Below are 17,975 nucleotides of genomic sequence, written 5' to 3' on the forward strand. Positions count from 1 at the left end.
TCCATTTTTATTATCTATGTTATTTTGGGCTATTAGGTTTATGTTATCACTTATTAATACATTCCCATCATTTATTATGTTTTTGGCTGATATATTTATATTATTATTTGCTATTATTTTATCTCTATTTGTAAAATCTTCTTCTACCTTAACATTTAGATTATCTGTCTTTATTTCTTCTATTTTAGCTTGTGTCTTTGATTCTAATGTTAAATCTTTTGAAGTTATACTTTTAACTCCTATACCTGATTTTGTTGCTACTATCTTTACTACATCTCCATGTATAGAGCCTATGATATCTGCACTTAGCTTTATGCCTTCTTCTCCAGCATAAGTCATTACTTTTAATTCTTTTGCCTTTATATCTCCTTCTGATTTAAAGGTATTAGTTATTATTTCTAAATTCTCATCTGTATTTAGTTCTTTTAAGCTTTTTATGTTTCCTTTAGTATTACTATATCCTTTTATTTCTTCATTTTCTATTATTGGTTTTGATGTTGTTAAAGCCATATTATGTATATTTAAAAAACTTGCACCATCTAGTGTTATTCCATTAGGATTTGAAAGTATTACATCTAATTTATCTTTACTTAATGCTTCAAGTATTCCTTTTAGTTTACTTTCTTCTAATCCTGTTACATCTAGAAGTGCAAGTTTTGCTCTTGTGTCTTTTATATTATTATTTCCATTTATTAGTCCTGCTATTCTACTTCTTGCAATATTTTTTGCATTATTTATTACAGCACCTTTTTCACTTACATTAAATTCTTTAAAGGTTGAATGACTTACACCTTTGGGAGAAGGAGTTGAAATATTTATGATATCTACACCATTATTACTCTTTTCTACATATACATTTATTTTTCCATCTACTGTTATGTTTGCATATGAAAAAAGAGATGTTAATAATAGCCATAAAGCATATGTTTTATTCATAATTAACACTTCCTTTCTATTTAGTTTTTTTATTAACTAATACTATCATTTTTTTATACTTTTGTCAATATATAAGATAACATTTGTAAAGGTAAGAACTTATCTAGGTGTTGATTGGTATTTTACACATCCTAATTTCTCTAATGAGAGATGGAGTAATGAAAATAAAATGGTAATAAGATTTGTCCCTAAGAGAACATTTAAAAAAAAATGTCAAAGATATTGAATATTTTATGAATAATTATCCAAGAAAAATTCTCAATTCTTTAACATCTAAAAAAGTTTCTGATAGTCTATTAAATCTAGCTTAGTTAGATTTTTGGGCACTTACTATTTTAATTTAGGTCACACTAAAACTTTTTTGTCTTATATATTTTAAAAAAATCTCCTAATTTTTTACTATGTTTCTCTAATACTTTTTCCCAATTTTCTTCATCTTCTAAAGTTAAAGTTATACCTTTACCAACAAAATCATGATCTCCTCCACCAGCTATTAAAATAATATATCTCTTAACTCCTGGTTTAGGTAAGGTTAATTCACCCATGTCATCTAAAGAACCTTTAAACAGTATTAATTTTCCATGGAAATCTTCAGACCCAGGTTCTTCAAAAACTTCTAAATCTCCATCATAAGCTATATCACTTAAAACATATATTTCTTCATTTGCCTCTCTATTTCCACTGTCATCTATAGCTCTAATAAGTATTTCACCTTTTTCTTTACCTTCTAAAACATTTACTGTTACAACATGTGAAAATGATAAAAATGAAAATGTAACTAGTAAAGCTAATAATAATTTTTTCATAATCTCCTCCTACTTAACAAATAATTTCTTTAATCTATCTAAATTTGTTTTAACAATATTTATATATCCATCTATATCCATAATTTCATCATCATTTTTATCTAAAGGTATATTTCCTAAATCTAATTTAACAAACTCTATTCCTTCTTTAATAAGTTTATCTCTTAACGACTTATTTAAAGTTTTACTTGAAACTATTTTCTTTATTCCTGTTTCAGACATAGTTTTTTTAATTAAATCTATATTTGCATTATACGGTAAATTTTGATGATAAATTTCTAAACTATCAAGTAGAAAATCCATTTCTGAATCTCCCAAATATATTACCCCAATATCTTCTGATGAATTGAATATAGTTTCTGTAAATTCATTAAACATATTTAAAAATTCTAATTTTAATTTTTCTGAATTTTCAACTATTATTTCACTACTTTCAGGGTAAATTTCTACTAAATCACTAGATAAAATATCTATCATTTTATATATATTAGAAAAATCTAACCATACATTTCTATTTTGACTTCCATCTTCATTTATTTTATTACTCAACTTTAATGCATTATTGTCTCTATAGCTATATCCTAAATCTATTTCTATTACCCCAATATTATATCTTCTTGCTTGTTCATACAAGAAATCATCTGGTAATATTTTAGAAAAAGTTACTACAACTCCAGCATCTGAAAATATATCTGACTTATTATTTAAGTTTTGGAAAGTAACTTTTTGTTTATACATGTCCGTATATGCATCAACTGCTGAAACTACATTTATATCTGTTCCACTTAAAACTTTAGTGGCCAAGGTATATGAGACTTGGTTAGAAGTAACAATTTTTTTATTAACTGCTGCATTTGAAATTAGGCTAAAAAATATTGTTAATCCTAGTATTATTCTTTTCATTAATTAATTCCTCCATCTATATATTTTTTTGCGATGTTTTTTATTAGTACTGTTATGAAAAATATAGTTGCAGATACTAATATTATTGCAGGACCTGAAGGTAATGATAATGAAAATAATAGTGGAACTATTATTCCTAAAATACAACTTATAGTTGAAAAAAATACACTATATGAAACAAATCCCTTCATAGATTTTGCAATATTTTTTGATGAAGCTGCTGGAATTAGAAAAAGAGCTTCAACAAGCGCTGCCCCTATAATCTTAACTGAGGCAACTGTAATTATTGTTATTATTAATATAAATACATATTCAAGAAATACTACTTTAACATTTTTTACTATAGCTATATTCTTATTAAAACTTGACAGTAATATCTTATTATTCCAAAACATAATTAGTATTATTAAAATTATATTTGTAATTAATAATACTAATAAATCCATATCTGATACCGTAAGTATAGATCCAAATAATACTGTCTCTAACATATGAGAATTAACTTTACTTGAGATATATATTAATAATATAGCTCCTAAAGCTATAGATATGGAAAGGAATATTCCTATTAATGTATCTGTACCCATTTTAGTCCTATTTCTAGTATAATTAATGACTAATCCAAAAATTATGCAATAACTAAATAGCATAATATATGGTGAATGATATGGTTCACCTAAAAGTATACCTATTGAAATTCCTGCTATAGCAGCATGACCTATGGACTCTGAAAAAAAAGCCATTTTCTTTATTACAACCATGGTACCTACTCCACCTAGTACAGGCCCTATAAGTAATGCAGCTATTAGTGAATTAACTACAAACCCATAAGCAAAAAATTCAGGTAATATGCCACTATTTGCAAGTTCTGCAAAAAAAAGTCTTATTGCCTCCATTTATATTCTCCTATGAAAAAATATCAAATATTCTTTCTTCTACTATTTCTTCTTTTGGGACTCCACTAAAAATAACTGTCCCTTTAATACAAGTTACCTTATCGGCAACCTCTATTACTTGTTTTAGATTATGGTGTATCCAAATTATAGTTACACCTTCGTCTTTTAGTTTTTTTATCATTTCTAAAAAGTATGTTTCACATACAGTATCAATACCAGAGAAAGGTTCATCTAATATTAATAAATTAGGTTCTGGATATAGAGATTGGGCAAGTAGTACTCTTTGCAATTCTCCACCAGATAAAGAACCTAACATTCTTTTTTTCTTATGTATCATATCTATTTTTCTTAAAACACTATCAATTTTTTCCTTAGTTTCTGAATTAGGACCTAAAAAACTTGGTCTATCCTGAAAAATCATAGTTAAAAAATCCTCAACAGTTATAGGTAGTGTTTTATCAAAATCTAAATTTTGAGGAACATAACCTATTACTTTTTCTTCATCATAACTCATCTTTATCTCACCTTCAAAAGGCATTAAAGAAAGAAGACATTTTATTAAGCTAGATTTTCCACCACCATTTGGACCAATTATACAATGTATCTCACCACTTTTAATATCCAAATTTATATTTCTTAGTATTTGATTACCTCCCAAATTAAGAGAAACATTTTTCAAACTAAGTTCTACACCTTTTTTCATCTTATTCACCTTTATTTAAATCCTCGCCTGTTAAACTCTTAACTTTTAAAAATTTATTAGAAATATCTTCTATATCAGATCCAATTAATTCACCTTTATAGTATTTAATAACATTTTCTACTTCTCCATTTTCTATTTTTGAATCTAATAAAAAATTCCCTATACTCTTATCATTACTTTTACCTAAATAATATGTATGTTTATCACTTTTAATTAATTCCCAAGATATTTTACCTCTTTTTCCCCATAGATCATCTTTTACAAAAGGATATGTATTTTCATCTTCCAAAGCATCTATAGTTGGATATCCATTTTCTACAGCAAAGAATTCAAGATTAGTACTAAAATTATACAAATCTGAATATATACCATTTTCTTCAGGACTAAAACTTTCAAAACTACTTATTTCTTTTTCAGAAGTAGTTACTATTTCTTCTCTACTCTTAGTAAAATTTATTAATAATATAGATATAGATATTAAAATTAGTATTGAAATTAAAATATACATACTTTCTTTTTTATTATTTTGAGGTTTAATGTATTCTGTTTTCATTTTTTTACCTCCAAACGTTTATAATGATTATATCACTTTTATATACCTACTTCAAGCTCTCTATTTCAGTCTTAAATACTCTAACTCCTTTATTTATACTAATTTCTCTAATTCATTTTTTTTGGTGTTCTACTAATATATCCATAAATATATATACACTAATTAAAATTAGTATTATAAAAAAGTATATATTAACTTCTTTAACTTGGTAACTAATATATTTTATACTAGATATATATTTTATAACCTTTAATATTTCATAATAATATATTTGTACAAAATAAGAAAATATTTTAATACCTAATAAATTAAATAATACATTCAAAAAAACTAATTCTACAAGTATTGTAAATATTGGTATCATAATAAGATTAACTAAAAAAGTAAATATAGGTATATTTTTAGAATAATAATATGAAAATGGCATAATAGCTAACTGCATACATAAATTAAAATAAATATACTTCCATTTTCCATACTTATTAATTATAGGGAATATATATATAATTACAAAAACTGTTGAAAAAGTATATAAAAAAGAAGCATCATAAATATTACTAAAATTATATATTAATAAAACAAAAAGGCTAATTACATATACTTCTTTATTATTTATGTTAAAAAAAGATAATAACCTCATAATATAAAATCTTTTAACCGAAGCTGTAAATCCTACTAATAAAGAATAAATAGTTAAGAAAGAAAACGATAAATATTTATTCTTAATAAAACCTGTAATTATTGATATATGTAATCCTGAAATTGCAATTAGATGAACTATACCTAAATAGTTGAAATTTTCCATTAAACCCTTATCTATATAACTTCTTTCACCTAATACTATTCCCTTAGATATAGCTCCAACACTAAAATCATCATATGAACTATCTATTAATTCTAAAAAAAATTGTCTATATCTATTAAGAAAGTGTGGATTTATTTCAAGTATTTCACCCTTATTTTTAGCTTCCCAAACATATTTAATATTATACATTCCAAATTTTAAATTTTCCTTATTCTTTATATATATTTTTCTATCAATATATCTTCCTTCTATCTTAATTACTTCAATACTTTTACTATTAACCTTAACATCTAAATTGTAAATTAATCCATATCTTATTTCGTCTACATAAAATCTATTTAAAAAAAAGTAAATAAAAAAAAATAATATACAAAATATATATTTTTTCATAATTTTATACCCTTTACATTAATTATAGGGTATTCTAAACTATTGCTATTATCAAAAGATATCTCTGCCATTAATCTATTTTTCTTATTGTATATTAAAATACTAAAACCCTTATTTAAATTACCCTTATTAGTAAAATATCTTTCAAAAGAAATATTTTCATCCTTATTTTTACTTAAATATTTAAATTCTTCTGATAATTTTATAGTTTTTTTATCAAAGAAAATTTCATTATTTTCTAAATCTATAAATATTGGAATATATATACCATTTATTTCAGATTTTTTTTGATATTTCCTAAATGTAGACACTATTTCAAATATATCTTTTCTTAATTTTTGTTTTTCTAATAATTTAAAAAATGTATTAAATGATAAAAAGAATGTGATAATAACTAAAGATATGTAGATTATTACCTCTATTAACGATACTCCCCTATTTTTCATTACAATTTCCCCCTTTTTTAATTATATATTAATTATTAAAAAAAGTAAATAAAAAATCTTTGGGTTCCCCCAAAGATTTTATTCATCTTTATAGTCCATTTTTGATAATCTTTGATAATAATTCCATACTTCTTTTGAATTATTCATATTTTGTTCAAATAATTCTTTTGCCATTTCTGAATTAGTTTTCATAAGAGACGTAAATCTTGTTTCACTCATTAAGAAATCCATATATTTATCCCAATTAGGTTTTCTACTATCAAGTTGTAATGGATTTTTTCCTGTTTTAGCTCTTCTAGGATCAAATCTAAGCAATGGCCAATATCCAACTTCAGTTGCAAGTTTTTCTTGTTCATTAGCTATACCTAATCCACCCTTTATACCATGTGCTATACATGGTGAATAAGCTATAACTATGGCTGGACCATCATATTCTTGAGCTTCTTTTAAAGCTTTTAATGTTTGATTTTGATTTGCACCCATAGAAATTTTTGCAACATATATATCACCATAACTCATCATAAGTGAAGCTAAATCTTTTTTCTTTCTTCTTTTACCATTATTAGTAAATTTAGCTACAGATGCTATAGGAGATGATGATGATGATTGACCTCCAGTATTTGAATATACTTCTGTATCAAGAACAAGCATTTTTATATTATCTCCAGTTCCTAGTACATGATCAAGTCCTCCAAACCCTATATCATATGCCCATCCATCTCCACCTATTACCCAAATAGCTCTTTGGTTTAAATAGTATTTAAGCTCTAAAATTTCGGAAATTTCTGGATGTTTTTCCAAATTATTTTCCAACATAGCTAATAATTCTTCTTTTATCTTTTGAATTTCTGAAGCATTATTTACTATATCTAAATATTTATCTAGTATTTCTTTTAATTCATCATTTATACCATCTTTTTTACTTAATTTTTCTATTAACTCTACAACCCCATATCTAAGTTTTTCACTAGCTTGTAACATACCATATCCATATTCAGCAGTATCTTCAAATAGTGATGAAGCCCATGCAGGACCTTGTCCCTTATCATTAGTTGTATATGGTGTTGAAGGCGCATATCCTCCATATATTGAAGAACATCCTGTTGAATTTGCTATCATCATTCTATCACCATATAACTGAGTTAATAACTTAATATATGGAGTTTCACCACAACCTGCACACGCACCTGAAAATTCAAATAAAGGTTTAGCAAATTGAGATCCAATTACCGTTTCCCTATTAATATACTCATCCTTATATGTTACATGATTATATAAATAATCTGCATTTTCTTTTTCACCTTTTTCTAATTGTTCTTCTATAGGCCTCATAACTAAAGCCTTAGTTCTTGCAGGACATACTTCAGCACAAGCATTACATCCTGTACAGTCTAAAGGAGAAACTTGTATTCTATATCTTAATCTTTCAAGTCCCTTACCTAAAGGATTTAATAAATCCATGCTATTAGGCATATTTTCAAGTTCTTTTTCATCAATTAAAAATGGTCTTATAGCTGCATGTGGACAAACATATGAACATTGATTACATTGTATACAATGTTCTGGTCTCCATTCAGGTATATATTTAGCAATAGCTCTTTTTTCATAATTAGCTTCTCCATTTTCAAAAGTTCCATCTTCATATCCATCAAAAATTGAAACTGGTAATTCATCTCCCTTTAATGCCGTCATAGGTTCAGCTATTTTTGCCATAAATGAATTCTTATCTAAACTATTCCCATAGTCTAAAGTTAAATATTCTTCCTCATCAACTAAAGTTTTCCATTCTTCTTTCACTTCTATTTCAACTATATTTTTTTCTGCTAATTCTATCATTTTATAGTTTTTTTCTACTACATCTTCACCTTTTAAACCATAATTTTTTAATATATGTTTTTTTAGTTCTTCCTTAACCTTAGAAAATTCTATAACATCTATAACCTTAAAAAATGCTGTTTGTAAAATAGTATTAGTCTTACTAATCATACCTAACTCATATGCTATTTTATTAGCATTAATAACATAAAATTTTGCTTCTGCTAAAGCTAATTCTCTTTTGATTTTTTTTGGTAAACTATCTATTAACTTTTCACCTTCATAAATACTATTTAATAAGAAAATACCATTTTTTCTTAAACCTGATAAAACATCATATTTTCTTAAAAAAGTTTGGTTAGAGCAAGATACAAAACTTGGGTTTTTAACAAGATATGTAGATCTTATAGGGCTATCACTAAATCTTAAATGAGATCTAGTAATACCTCCTGCTTTTTTAGAATCATATGCAAAATATGCTTGTACATATTTATCTGTCAGGTCTCCTACTATCTTAACACTACTTTTATTAGCCCCTACTGTACCATCTGAACCCAATCCATAAAAAAGACAAGAAATATCATTATCTTTTGATAAATCAGGATTTTCGTACATAGGTAATGAAGTAAATGTAACATCATCTTTAATACCCACAGTAAAATGATCTTTAGGTTCCTTTAAAACTAAATTTTTAAATACAGAAATTATATGTGATGGATTAACATCCTTAGATGAAAGACCGTATCTTCCCCCTACAACTTTAGGTGAATTTTCTTTTCCATATAGTACTGATTTAACATCTAAATATAGAGGTTCTCCATAAGAACCAGGTTCCTTAGTTCTATCTAATACAGCAATTTTCTTAACTGTTTTTGGAATCTCATTTAAAAAATCTTGAGCTGAAAAAGGTCTATAAAGACTTACCTTTATCATACCTACTTTTTCTCCTCTAGAATTTAAAAAGTCTACAGTTTCTTTTATAGTTTCACATACAGAACCCATTGCAATAACTATTAATCTTGCCTCACTATGTCCGTAATAACTATATGGTTTATATTCTCTTCCAGTAATTTTAGAAATTTCATGCATATATTCTTTTACTATTTCTACTGAATTATTATAGAAACGATTTTGTGCCTCTCTTGCTTGAAAGAATATATCATCATTTTGTGCAGTCCCCCTTGTAACAGGAGCATCTGGGTTTAATGATCTATTTCTAAATTCTTTTAGTGCATCTTTATCTATTAATTTTTCTAATTCTGAATATTCTATTTGTTCAATTTTTTGTATTTCATGTGAAGTCCTAAATCCATCAAAAAAATGTAAAAAAGGAACTCTAGATTTTATAGCTGATAAATGAGCTACTCCAGCTAAGTCCATAACTTCTTGTACAGATGATGATGCAAGCATTGCAAAACCTGTTGATCTTGCTGCATATATATCTTGATGGTCTCCAAAAATTGAAAGTGCATGTGTTGAGATAGATCTTGCTGCAACATGTATAACACCTGGTAATAACTCACCTGAAATCTTATACATATTAGGAAGTTTTAATAATAATCCTTGAGATGCTGTGAAAGTTGTTGTTAAAGCACCTGTCTGCAATGATCCATGAACTACACCAGCTGCACCTGCTTCTGATTGCATTTCTATTATTTTAGGTACAGTACCAAAAATATTTTTATGACCTTTTGAAGCCCATTCATCTGTGTATTCCGCCATATTGGTAGATGGAGTTATAGGATAAATAGCTGCAACTTCTGTAAATGCATAAGAAATATATGCCGCAGCTTCATTTCCATCCATTACTTTCATTATAGGTTTTCTTTCCATATTTTCCTCCGAATAACTAGGCAATTTCTTCCATTGCAGTAGTTTATTTAACATTAATAGTATACAATAACTAAGTATTATTGTAAAGTATTTTAATTTATGATATACTTTTTAATATATATAAATAAGGGGATAAAAATGACAAACTTTATAATATTAATAATAATACTACTGGCTTATATTAAAATATATATAGGAATAAGTAAATTTTTCAAATTTAAATATCCATTTAATAGTTTAGATACTTTAATAGTTCCTATACTTCTATTTGAGATAATTACCATAATCCTTTTTATGATTAGTCCAAATTTTTATAACATAGCACCAGCTATAATACATTTTGTTGGGAATAGCTTTAAAATATTGCACTTCAACTTTTATGCAATAATATATCTAATCATAAATTCTTTACTAATAATAACAAATCTTGGATTAAGCGACGACTTTATTCCTATACATAACTTTGTATTATTACTACATTTTATTCTTGCTTCAATTTTTACTATTAGATTAATATAAATAGGGACTTATAGTCCCTATTTCACTTTATATAAAGGCAATTCATATTTCATAAATATTTCTTCTGCCATTTTTATTTCTTCTTTAGTAGGAGTTGGTGTTTCTCTTAGTTTATATTCCTTTTTCATTTTATCCCATTTTGGTGTACCCATTTGATGGAAAGGTAAAATATCTACTCTTTCTACATTTTTAAATTTAGAACAGTATTTTGCCCAATCCTCTAAATCTTTAGGATCATCTGAATATCCAGGTACTAGAACATATCTTAACCATACTGGCTTATTAATACTTTCTAAATAATCTGCCATTTTTAATGTTGGAGCTAAATTTACTGCAGTTAATGTCTTATATTTTTCTTGATCTATATGTTTAATATCTAACATTACAAGATCTGCAAGTTCTATAGCTTGTTTTGCTTTTTCTGTAAATATATATCCTGAAGTGTCAATACAAGTATGTATACCAACTTCTTTACATAGCTTAAATAATTCTATTATGAAATCTGATTGAACTAAAGGCTCACCACCAGATACTGTAACTCCACCTGTTTTAATAAACCCTTTAACTTTCATAATTTCTTTAAATACTTCTTCTGGCGTCATAACTTTTTGATAATCTTTCAAATTCCATGTATCAACGTTGTGACAGTAAAGACATCTTAAAGGACATCCTTGCAAGAATAGTACAAATCTAATTCCAGGTCCATCTTTAGTTCCAAATGATTCAAATGAATAAATATATCCTATATTTTTCTTTTCCATATAAATACACTCCCTATTAATAACTTCATATACTAATATGATTATATAATGAAAAACATATAAATGCAATAAAACCCCGCAAAAAAATACGGGATTTTATTTATTTTAAATTAATTATTGCTTCAATACTCATATTTGCATTATATGGTTTAACAAAAATCTTATATGGATTTTCCTTAGCCTTATTAATAATTTCAGAATTTGAAACATCCATTTTGTAATTATAGTTATTTCTATTTAATCTCAAAGATTCTTTATAATAATAACTATAAAGTTGGTTTTCACTATCTTTTATTGCTTTATAACCTCTAGTTTCTATATTTTCTAATTTATCAAACTTTTTCATTTTATTATTAATATCTTGTAATAATTCCTTATAGAATACTGTATTTAATTTTTCTATATTATCTAAACCATAATCAATACTATCTATTTCTACACCAAATTCTTTAATTATAGATATTAACATAGATAAATTAGTTACATCTTTAGTAGTTATTTTTATTTTATTATTAGTAACATAGTTAACTTTCTTTTCACTAATTTCTTCTCTTTCAATTCTTTCATTATTTATGTACTCTTCAAGAATTAAATCTATATTACTTTTAGATAATTCATTTTTAAGTTCACTATATTTTAAATTAGCATTATTATATGCATCTTTAACAGTTTTTGAACTACCTTTAATATCAAGATATATTACATCATTATTTTTATATATCTTAACATCTTCACTATCAGTTAACTCTATAAATCTTTCAAAGTTAACAGTAGAAACATCACTAACTTTAACCTTAAAAACTGCTTCTTGCTCATCTTTTATCACTTTACCTAATCTATTTTCAAAACTTTCATATCTATTTGTATCAAAAGATATTGTTTCTATTTTTTCATATTTAATACCTGAATATTGTAATAATTCTTTAAACTTACTAAATACCTTAGCATTTTGATTATTTGAATCCATCATATCCTTATTAGATTTTGTGTTAATAGATAATTCTAACTGAACAATATCAGCTTTAATATCTTTATTAAAACTTGAATAAAGTGTCATTTCATTTTCATATTTTTTATTTTCCTTACCATCATCAGCAATAAAATCTATTTTTAATTCATTTTGTATTACAACTTTTGGTATATTGATTTCTATGGCCACGTCAGAACTACTATTAACAAAAAATTCTTGAACCATCTTTGCAGCATACATTTTAGGTACAGCATATTCAACTACATTATCTGCAACATTAATTTTTCTTTCTAGTTCATCTACTATATATTTATTTTCTTTTATATTTTTTACTTTATTAATTTTATAACTATTATCTATCAAATCATTAGCTTTTTTTCTTGCTTTAGTGTATGCTTCTTCATACATATCCAAATATTTTTCTTTTAAATTAGATAAAGAATATTCAATATCTCTATCAATTTCTATATTATATTTTCCTGCAATTTCTATAAGTTCATTTATTTTTTCTACATTTCTAAGTTTAAATGAAAAATCATTTACTATTTCAAAATATTCTTCATCTATTCTATCTTTCTTCTTATATGTATCATAAAAATTAAATTCAAAATCTCTCCCAAATTCATCTCTTAACCTTTTAACTTTTTCAGCAATTATTTTAAAAGTTTCTTTTTTATCTTTAGAGTTTGCAACTAATTTAAAGGTAATTTTACCTTTTTGCATTTTATATCCTATTGCACCAATTTTTTCTAATTCATCTATAATTTTAGAACCTTCATTTTCATTAGATAGAATAGAAAAAGTCATAACAGTTTCATAACCCTTATCTTTTTCTTCTTTTAGTTTTAAAAATTTTCTGTCATAAATATTTTCTGTTTTAACGCTATCTATTTTTATTCCTTTTTGTTTTAAAGTAGATAAAAATTCATTTACAGTTTCCCTATTTTTAAATCTAACCTTATCTAAATTATCTCCTTCTGTATTCAAAGTAAAATTAATAAATGCAGTATCAGCACTAAATTCTTTTTTTACATTCTGACTAGTTGATACTGTAATTTGTTGACCAAAAATATTTAAGCTTCCTAAAATACAAATTAACAATAGTTTTTTCATACCAATAACTCCTTTTACATCTTTAATATACCCCTATTTTACCTTATTCAAATTATATTTTCCTTATACCTTACTTATTTTATACTTCTTACCATATTTAAAAATGGTAATAATACTTCAAAAAACTTATCAATTTCATCTTTAGTATTATACTTAGAAAAACTTATTCTTATTGCACTAATTACTCTATCCTTAGGTAATTTTATGGCCTTAAGTACATGTGAATCCTTCTTGTTTGCTGAACAAGCAGATCCAGTAGAAATATATATATCATTACTAGATAAAAAATTCTGTAAAACTTCAGCTCTAGCACCTATAAAAGAAACATTAATAATACTATCACTTGAATTAGTAGGACTGTTAACATATACATTAGATATTCCTTCAAGTTTAGATAAAAAATATTTTTTCAATTCTTTAATATGTTCCATATTATTATCTATTTCCATAGCCTTTAAGAACCCAAATACTAATTCATTAGGCATAGTACGAGGTATATATTTATTCTCACTATTATCTCCATATACTTGATCCTTAATTTTAACTCCATCTTTTATATATATAGCTCCTATACCCTTAGGTCCATGTATTTTATGTGAACTAATAGATAATAGGTCAACAGAAATTTTAGAAAAATCATAATCTATATGTTTTAATCCTTGTACGAAATCTATATGTAAATATGTACTAGGATTTTTACTTTTAACAACACGTGATATAGCTTCCATATCTATGCTAGTTCCTATTTCATTATTAACTCCCATAATAGATACTAGTTTAGTATCTTCTCTAACTATATCAGCTAAATTTTCTAAATCTATATTACCGTATTCATCAACTTTAGCAAATTCTACATCATAACCTTCATTTTTAAGTTCTAAAGCTGTATTTAATAAAGAGGGATGTTCAATAGGTGAAATTATTAAATGTCCTTTTTTTTCTCTTCTCATAATAGAAGTTAAAGCAAAATTATTTGCTTCTCCTCCACCTGAAGTAAAAGAAAAATTATCAGGATTTAATCCCAATATTTTTTTAAATATTTTCTTCTTTTCTTTTATACTTTTTTTTACTTCTTCAGCCCCTTTATAACCAGAATCTACATTCAAATACATTTCATTCATAACCCTAGCCATCTCTTCTATTACTTTTTCATCAACACGAGTAGTTGCTGAATTATCAAAATATATCATTTTTTTACCTTCTTTTCTTAAAATTTAGAAAAGAGGGGAGGCCCCTCTTATCTATATATTCTATAATCTATATTTCTAAATATATTGTCTCTACTTTCTATTTCTCTTAACCATTCTTCATCTATACTTCCATGTTTAATATCTTCATATAGTTTAAATAGTCTATATGTATGATCAGATACTTTCTTTTCAGCATATCCAACCATAGTTTTAGTGAACATTATAAATGGCCAACAAGAAGTTTGAGCTAAGAATAACTCCCTTGCAGCTTGATTTAGCGCTCTATATTCTAATTTATTAGCTGGCTCTCTTTGAGCTATTTCTATCATTTTTTCAGCTGCTTTATGTAAATGTCTATAGATATAGTCATTAGAACCATCTACCCAAACATCATAATATCCATTTGCTCCCCAACTTGACATACTTAAATCAACTATTTGATTTAATTTATATATATCTAAATATCTTGAAGGAGTAATGCTTCCAAAATTAGATTCTTGCATAGCTCTAAATATATATTCTAAGAATATAGGCCCTTCATACCACCAGTGTCCATATAACTCTGCATCATATGGTGATACTATTATAGGTTTTCTATATTTCATTTTACTTGCTAAGAAATCAATTTGTTTGCTACGATTAAACACAAAGTTGTATGCATGTGAAATAGCAGTATTTCTTGCTTCTTCAGGATCATAAGCCTTTTTAAATGTACCTTTTTTATCTGTAATTGCATGATATTTTATCCCTATATTACGCCTTACTCCATCACTATGTAAGAAAGGTTTAATATATTCATAGTCTAATTCATATCCTGCATCTTTATGGAACTCTCTGTAAGCTCCATCACCTGGATAACCAACTTCAGATGACCATACTTGTTCTGAAGATTCTAAATCTCTTGCAAAAGCTGCAACTCCATTTTCTGTAAATACTGGTGAATATACTCCATAAACAGGTCTTGGATTAGAGTTTTTAATTCCGTGTGCATCTACTAAGAAATATCTAATTCCTTCATCTTTTAAGTATTTATCTTGACCTTTGTAGTAAGCACATTCAGCAAGCCATATTCCTTGAGGTTCTCTTCCGAAGTTAGACATATAGTCAAGTTTTGCCATTTTAACTTGAGCTCTAACAGCATTAGGGAAATCCTTCATCATAGGTAACATTCCATGAGTTGCTGTAACTGGAATAATTTCTAGACTACCTAAATCTTGAAAGTACTTAAATCTTTTTATTAAGTTTTTATCATTATCTAAGAAGTATTTTCTTGCATTGAAATATGTATCATAATTATGTAATGCTATTTTGTACATATCTGGATATGGAGCAAGTCTTTCTAATTCTAAATTACAAAATTCCACTAATTTATCCATATGTTTTAAATATCTATTTTGTAACATTTCATCATTTAACATATTAGCTAAAGTCCCTGAAATTGTCATAGTAATGTTAAAAGGAACTCTATCTCTAGTTAAGTTTTCAAACATATTTAAAAGAGGAATATATGTTTCTGTTATCGCTTCAAAAAGCCAATCTTCTTCTAAAAATTCTTCATACTCCGGATGTCTTACATATGGTAAATGTGCATGTAAAACAATACTTAAATAACCTTTCACAATAATCACTCCCTATTTCTTCATTATCAATGCATTACTTCCATCTAAATAATATTTTTTTCTAACCGATATTTTTTTAAATCCAATTTCCTCATAAAGCTTTATTGCAGCAATATTTTTTTCAGATACTTCTAAAAATATATCTTTATTATATGAAATACTATATAAAAGCTTTTTTGCATATCCTTTATTTCTATATTTTTCTTTTATTGCTATTTCAAACAATTCATAACTGTCAAAACTATCAAGTAATATCATATATCCTATAAATTCTTCTTCAACAATAGTATTTATTTTATAACTAGAATTATTAAACATATTTTCAATATCAATATATTTTTTTTTATCTAAAAAACATTCATTATGTAAATTAAGAATTTCTTCTATTTCATTATTTTTCATTTATTAATCCTACTCTATTAAATGGATACCATCTCAATAGTAACTTACCATAAATTCTATTTTCTCTTACATATCCAAAATATCTAGAATCATTACTATTATTTGTATTATCTCCCATAGCCATATAGTAATTACTATCTAGTGTTATTTCCTCTCCATTTAATAATTTAGACATGGTCTCAATGTCATATTTGAAGTCTAATATTGGAAGAACAAATCTTCCTTCACTTTCTAAAATATATGTATATCTTTTATTAGTTAAATCTTGATCAACGCCACTAATTTGTTCTAAAGTATTAGTATTAAAGAAACCAAATAAGTATTTATAATAATCTTTTGAAATATTCTTTTGTAAGAATTCTTCTTTAGATAATTGCACTACACCAGTACCTTTAGATATATCTAACTCTAATATCTCAACTAATTTTATCTTATCCCCATTTTTAGGTATATATATTTCTGGATTATTAAATAATTTAAGTATACCCTCTATAGAGTATTCTCTATTTAAACTTGATTTTTCTCCATCTATATATATATTATTATCATTTTCATTTATCTTAAACATTACTCCAGGTGTTCCTGTAATTCTTTTTGTATACATCAAACTATTATCAAGTGGTTCTTTAAAAGATATAATATCCCCAATTTTAGGTTGTTTAAACTTGTAAACAACATTATTAGCAAATATTCTATCACCAACAGCTATAGTAGGTTCCATAGATCCTGTAGGTATAGCATAATTCCCTAAATAATAACCTTGAATAATTACAACAAGTATAATTATATATATAGCATTAAAAATCTTTTTAATCTTATTTGATAACTCAAATTGAGAAAAGAATATTAAAATTAACGAAAATACTACGGCTAAAATATTAATTTTAAAAAAAGTTTTATCATCTACACCAAACATAGATTTACCAAAAACTATCAAAATTAAGTTAACTATAGTCATAGCTTCATAATAATATTTTTTTAAATATGTTAAAAGTAATATACTAAAATTAACTAAAGTTCCTAGAATAATTATCTTATTCTTTATAGGTAAAACATCATTTCTTGAATAATCTACCTTAATAGATAAAATTGCTAAAGATAAAATAGCAATAGTATTTAATATCAACAGTATTTTTTCACTTCTAATTTCTTCTTTATTTATCCCAATTTTATTAATAAATTTATCAACAAAGCAATCAATAACTTCAACTACTTTCTTTTCCTTAAATAAGTAAGCTAAAATTAAAATTGATGTAACTATATAAAAAAGTATATATAATAATATTTTCATAAATGCCTCCTATTTGCATAACTG

General features: G+C 25.5%; 15 protein-coding genes. All 15 read right to left on the reverse strand.

Annotation, left to right across the window (positions count from 1 at the left end; translation table 11 throughout):
* On the reverse strand, positions 1 to 936 hold a 936-nt coding region (locus tag AYC60_RS05940), incomplete at its 3' end, for a two-partner secretion domain-containing protein (protein ID WP_156447689.1).
* Between the two features lie 350 nt (positions 937 to 1,286).
* Positions 1,287 to 1,742, reverse strand: coding sequence for a hypothetical protein (locus AYC60_RS05945; protein ID WP_067322401.1), 456 nt, complete (start codon positions 1,740 to 1,742; stop codon positions 1,287 to 1,289).
* 9 nt (positions 1,743 to 1,751) lie between these two features.
* The gene (locus AYC60_RS05950) at positions 1,752 to 2,645 is read right to left on the reverse strand and encodes a metal ABC transporter solute-binding protein, Zn/Mn family (protein ID WP_067322402.1); all 894 of its coding nucleotides are present in this window, start codon (positions 2,643 to 2,645) and stop codon (positions 1,752 to 1,754) included.
* Positions 2,645 to 3,541, reverse strand: a complete 897-nt coding sequence (locus AYC60_RS05955) for a metal ABC transporter permease (protein WP_067322405.1) — start codon at positions 3,539 to 3,541, stop codon at positions 2,645 to 2,647. The genes AYC60_RS05950 and AYC60_RS05955 overlap by 1 nt, the downstream gene beginning before the upstream one ends.
* Before the next feature lie 10 nt (positions 3,542 to 3,551).
* Positions 3,552 to 4,244: a metal ABC transporter ATP-binding protein gene (locus tag AYC60_RS05960; RefSeq protein WP_067322408.1), complete on the reverse strand. Its 693-nt coding sequence runs from the start codon at positions 4,242 to 4,244 to the stop codon at positions 3,552 to 3,554.
* 1 nt (position 4,245) lies between these two features.
* Positions 4,246 to 4,797 carry a DUF6162 family protein gene (locus tag AYC60_RS05965; RefSeq protein WP_067322411.1) on the reverse strand — a complete coding sequence of 184 codons (552 nt, stop codon included), beginning with the start codon at positions 4,795 to 4,797 and terminating at the stop codon, positions 4,246 to 4,248.
* Positions 4,798 to 4,909: 112 nt separating this feature from the next.
* On the reverse strand, positions 4,910 to 5,992 hold the full coding sequence (locus tag AYC60_RS05970; protein WP_067322414.1) for a ComEC/Rec2 family competence protein: 1,083 nt from the start codon (positions 5,990 to 5,992) through the stop codon (positions 4,910 to 4,912).
* Positions 5,989 to 6,438 carry a pilus assembly FimT family protein gene (locus AYC60_RS05975; RefSeq protein ID WP_067322417.1) on the reverse strand — a complete coding sequence of 150 codons (450 nt, stop codon included), beginning with the start codon at positions 6,436 to 6,438 and terminating at the stop codon, positions 5,989 to 5,991. Before AYC60_RS05975 ends, AYC60_RS05970 begins: the two co-directional genes overlap by 4 nt.
* Positions 6,439 to 6,516: 78 nt before the next feature.
* Positions 6,517 to 10,086 (reverse strand): pyruvate:ferredoxin (flavodoxin) oxidoreductase, encoded by a 3,570-nt coding sequence (gene nifJ, locus AYC60_RS05980; protein WP_067322419.1) that lies wholly within the window; start codon positions 10,084 to 10,086, stop codon positions 6,517 to 6,519.
* A 536-nt stretch (positions 10,087 to 10,622) separates the two neighbouring features.
* Positions 10,623 to 11,366, reverse strand: coding sequence for a pyruvate formate-lyase-activating protein (gene pflA, locus AYC60_RS05990; RefSeq protein WP_067322424.1), 744 nt, complete (start codon positions 11,364 to 11,366; stop codon positions 10,623 to 10,625).
* Between the two features lie 100 nt (positions 11,367 to 11,466).
* A complete protein-coding gene (locus AYC60_RS05995) occupies positions 11,467 to 13,449 on the reverse strand; it encodes an SIMPL domain-containing protein (protein WP_067322426.1) in 1,983 nt (660 codons plus the stop codon).
* Positions 13,450 to 13,523: 74 nt separating this feature from the next.
* Positions 13,524 to 14,639, reverse strand: coding sequence for a cysteine desulfurase family protein (locus tag AYC60_RS06000; RefSeq protein ID WP_067322429.1), 1,116 nt, complete (start codon positions 14,637 to 14,639; stop codon positions 13,524 to 13,526).
* A gap of 47 nt (positions 14,640 to 14,686) precedes the next feature.
* On the reverse strand, positions 14,687 to 16,258 hold the full coding sequence (locus tag AYC60_RS06005; RefSeq protein ID WP_067322432.1) for a glycoside hydrolase family 57 protein: 1,572 nt from the start codon (positions 16,256 to 16,258) through the stop codon (positions 14,687 to 14,689).
* 12 nt (positions 16,259 to 16,270) lie between these two features.
* Positions 16,271 to 16,660, reverse strand: coding sequence for a GNAT family N-acetyltransferase (locus AYC60_RS06010; protein ID WP_067322434.1), 390 nt, complete (start codon positions 16,658 to 16,660; stop codon positions 16,271 to 16,273).
* A complete protein-coding gene (gene lepB, locus AYC60_RS06015; protein ID WP_067322436.1) occupies positions 16,650 to 17,951 on the reverse strand; it encodes a signal peptidase I in 1,302 nt (433 codons plus the stop codon). Before lepB ends, AYC60_RS06010 begins: the two co-directional genes overlap by 11 nt.
* Positions 17,952 to 17,975 lie beyond the last annotated feature (24 nt).

The sequence above is a fragment of the Streptobacillus felis genome, from assembly GCF_001559775.1.
GTDB classification, from domain to species: Bacteria; Fusobacteriota; Fusobacteriia; order Fusobacteriales; family Leptotrichiaceae; genus Streptobacillus; species Streptobacillus felis.

Excerpts from the sequence above, each read along its gene's own strand:
- nifJ (WP_067322419.1), bottom strand. The coding sequence starts at position 10,086 with ATGGAAAGAAAACCTATAATGAAAGTAATGGATGGAAATGAAGCTGCG.
- AYC60_RS05970 (WP_067322414.1), bottom strand. The coding sequence starts at position 5,992 with ATGAAAAAATATATATTTTGTATATTATTTTTTTTTATTTACTTTTTT.
- AYC60_RS06010 (WP_067322434.1), bottom strand. The coding sequence starts at position 16,660 with ATGAAAAATAATGAAATAGAAGAAATTCTTAATTTACATAATGAATGT.
- AYC60_RS05965 (WP_067322411.1), bottom strand. The coding sequence starts at position 4,797 with ATGAAAACAGAATACATTAAACCTCAAAATAATAAAAAAGAAAGTATG.
- AYC60_RS05950 (WP_067322402.1), bottom strand. The coding sequence starts at position 2,645 with ATGAAAAGAATAATACTAGGATTAACAATATTTTTTAGCCTAATTTCA.
- AYC60_RS05960 (WP_067322408.1), bottom strand. The coding sequence starts at position 4,244 with ATGAAAAAAGGTGTAGAACTTAGTTTGAAAAATGTTTCTCTTAATTTG.
- lepB (WP_067322436.1), bottom strand. The coding sequence starts at position 17,951 with ATGAAAATATTATTATATATACTTTTTTATATAGTTACATCAATTTTA.
- AYC60_RS05995 (WP_067322426.1), bottom strand. The coding sequence starts at position 13,449 with ATGAAAAAACTATTGTTAATTTGTATTTTAGGAAGCTTAAATATTTTT.
- AYC60_RS05955 (WP_067322405.1), bottom strand. The coding sequence starts at position 3,541 with ATGGAGGCAATAAGACTTTTTTTTGCAGAACTTGCAAATAGTGGCATA.
- pflA (WP_067322424.1), bottom strand. The coding sequence starts at position 11,366 with ATGGAAAAGAAAAATATAGGATATATTTATTCATTTGAATCATTTGGA.
- AYC60_RS05975 (WP_067322417.1), bottom strand. The coding sequence starts at position 6,438 with ATGAAAAATAGGGGAGTATCGTTAATAGAGGTAATAATCTACATATCT.
- AYC60_RS06000 (WP_067322429.1), bottom strand. The coding sequence starts at position 14,639 with ATGATATATTTTGATAATTCAGCAACTACTCGTGTTGATGAAAAAGTA.
- AYC60_RS05945 (WP_067322401.1), bottom strand. The coding sequence starts at position 1,742 with ATGAAAAAATTATTATTAGCTTTACTAGTTACATTTTCATTTTTATCA.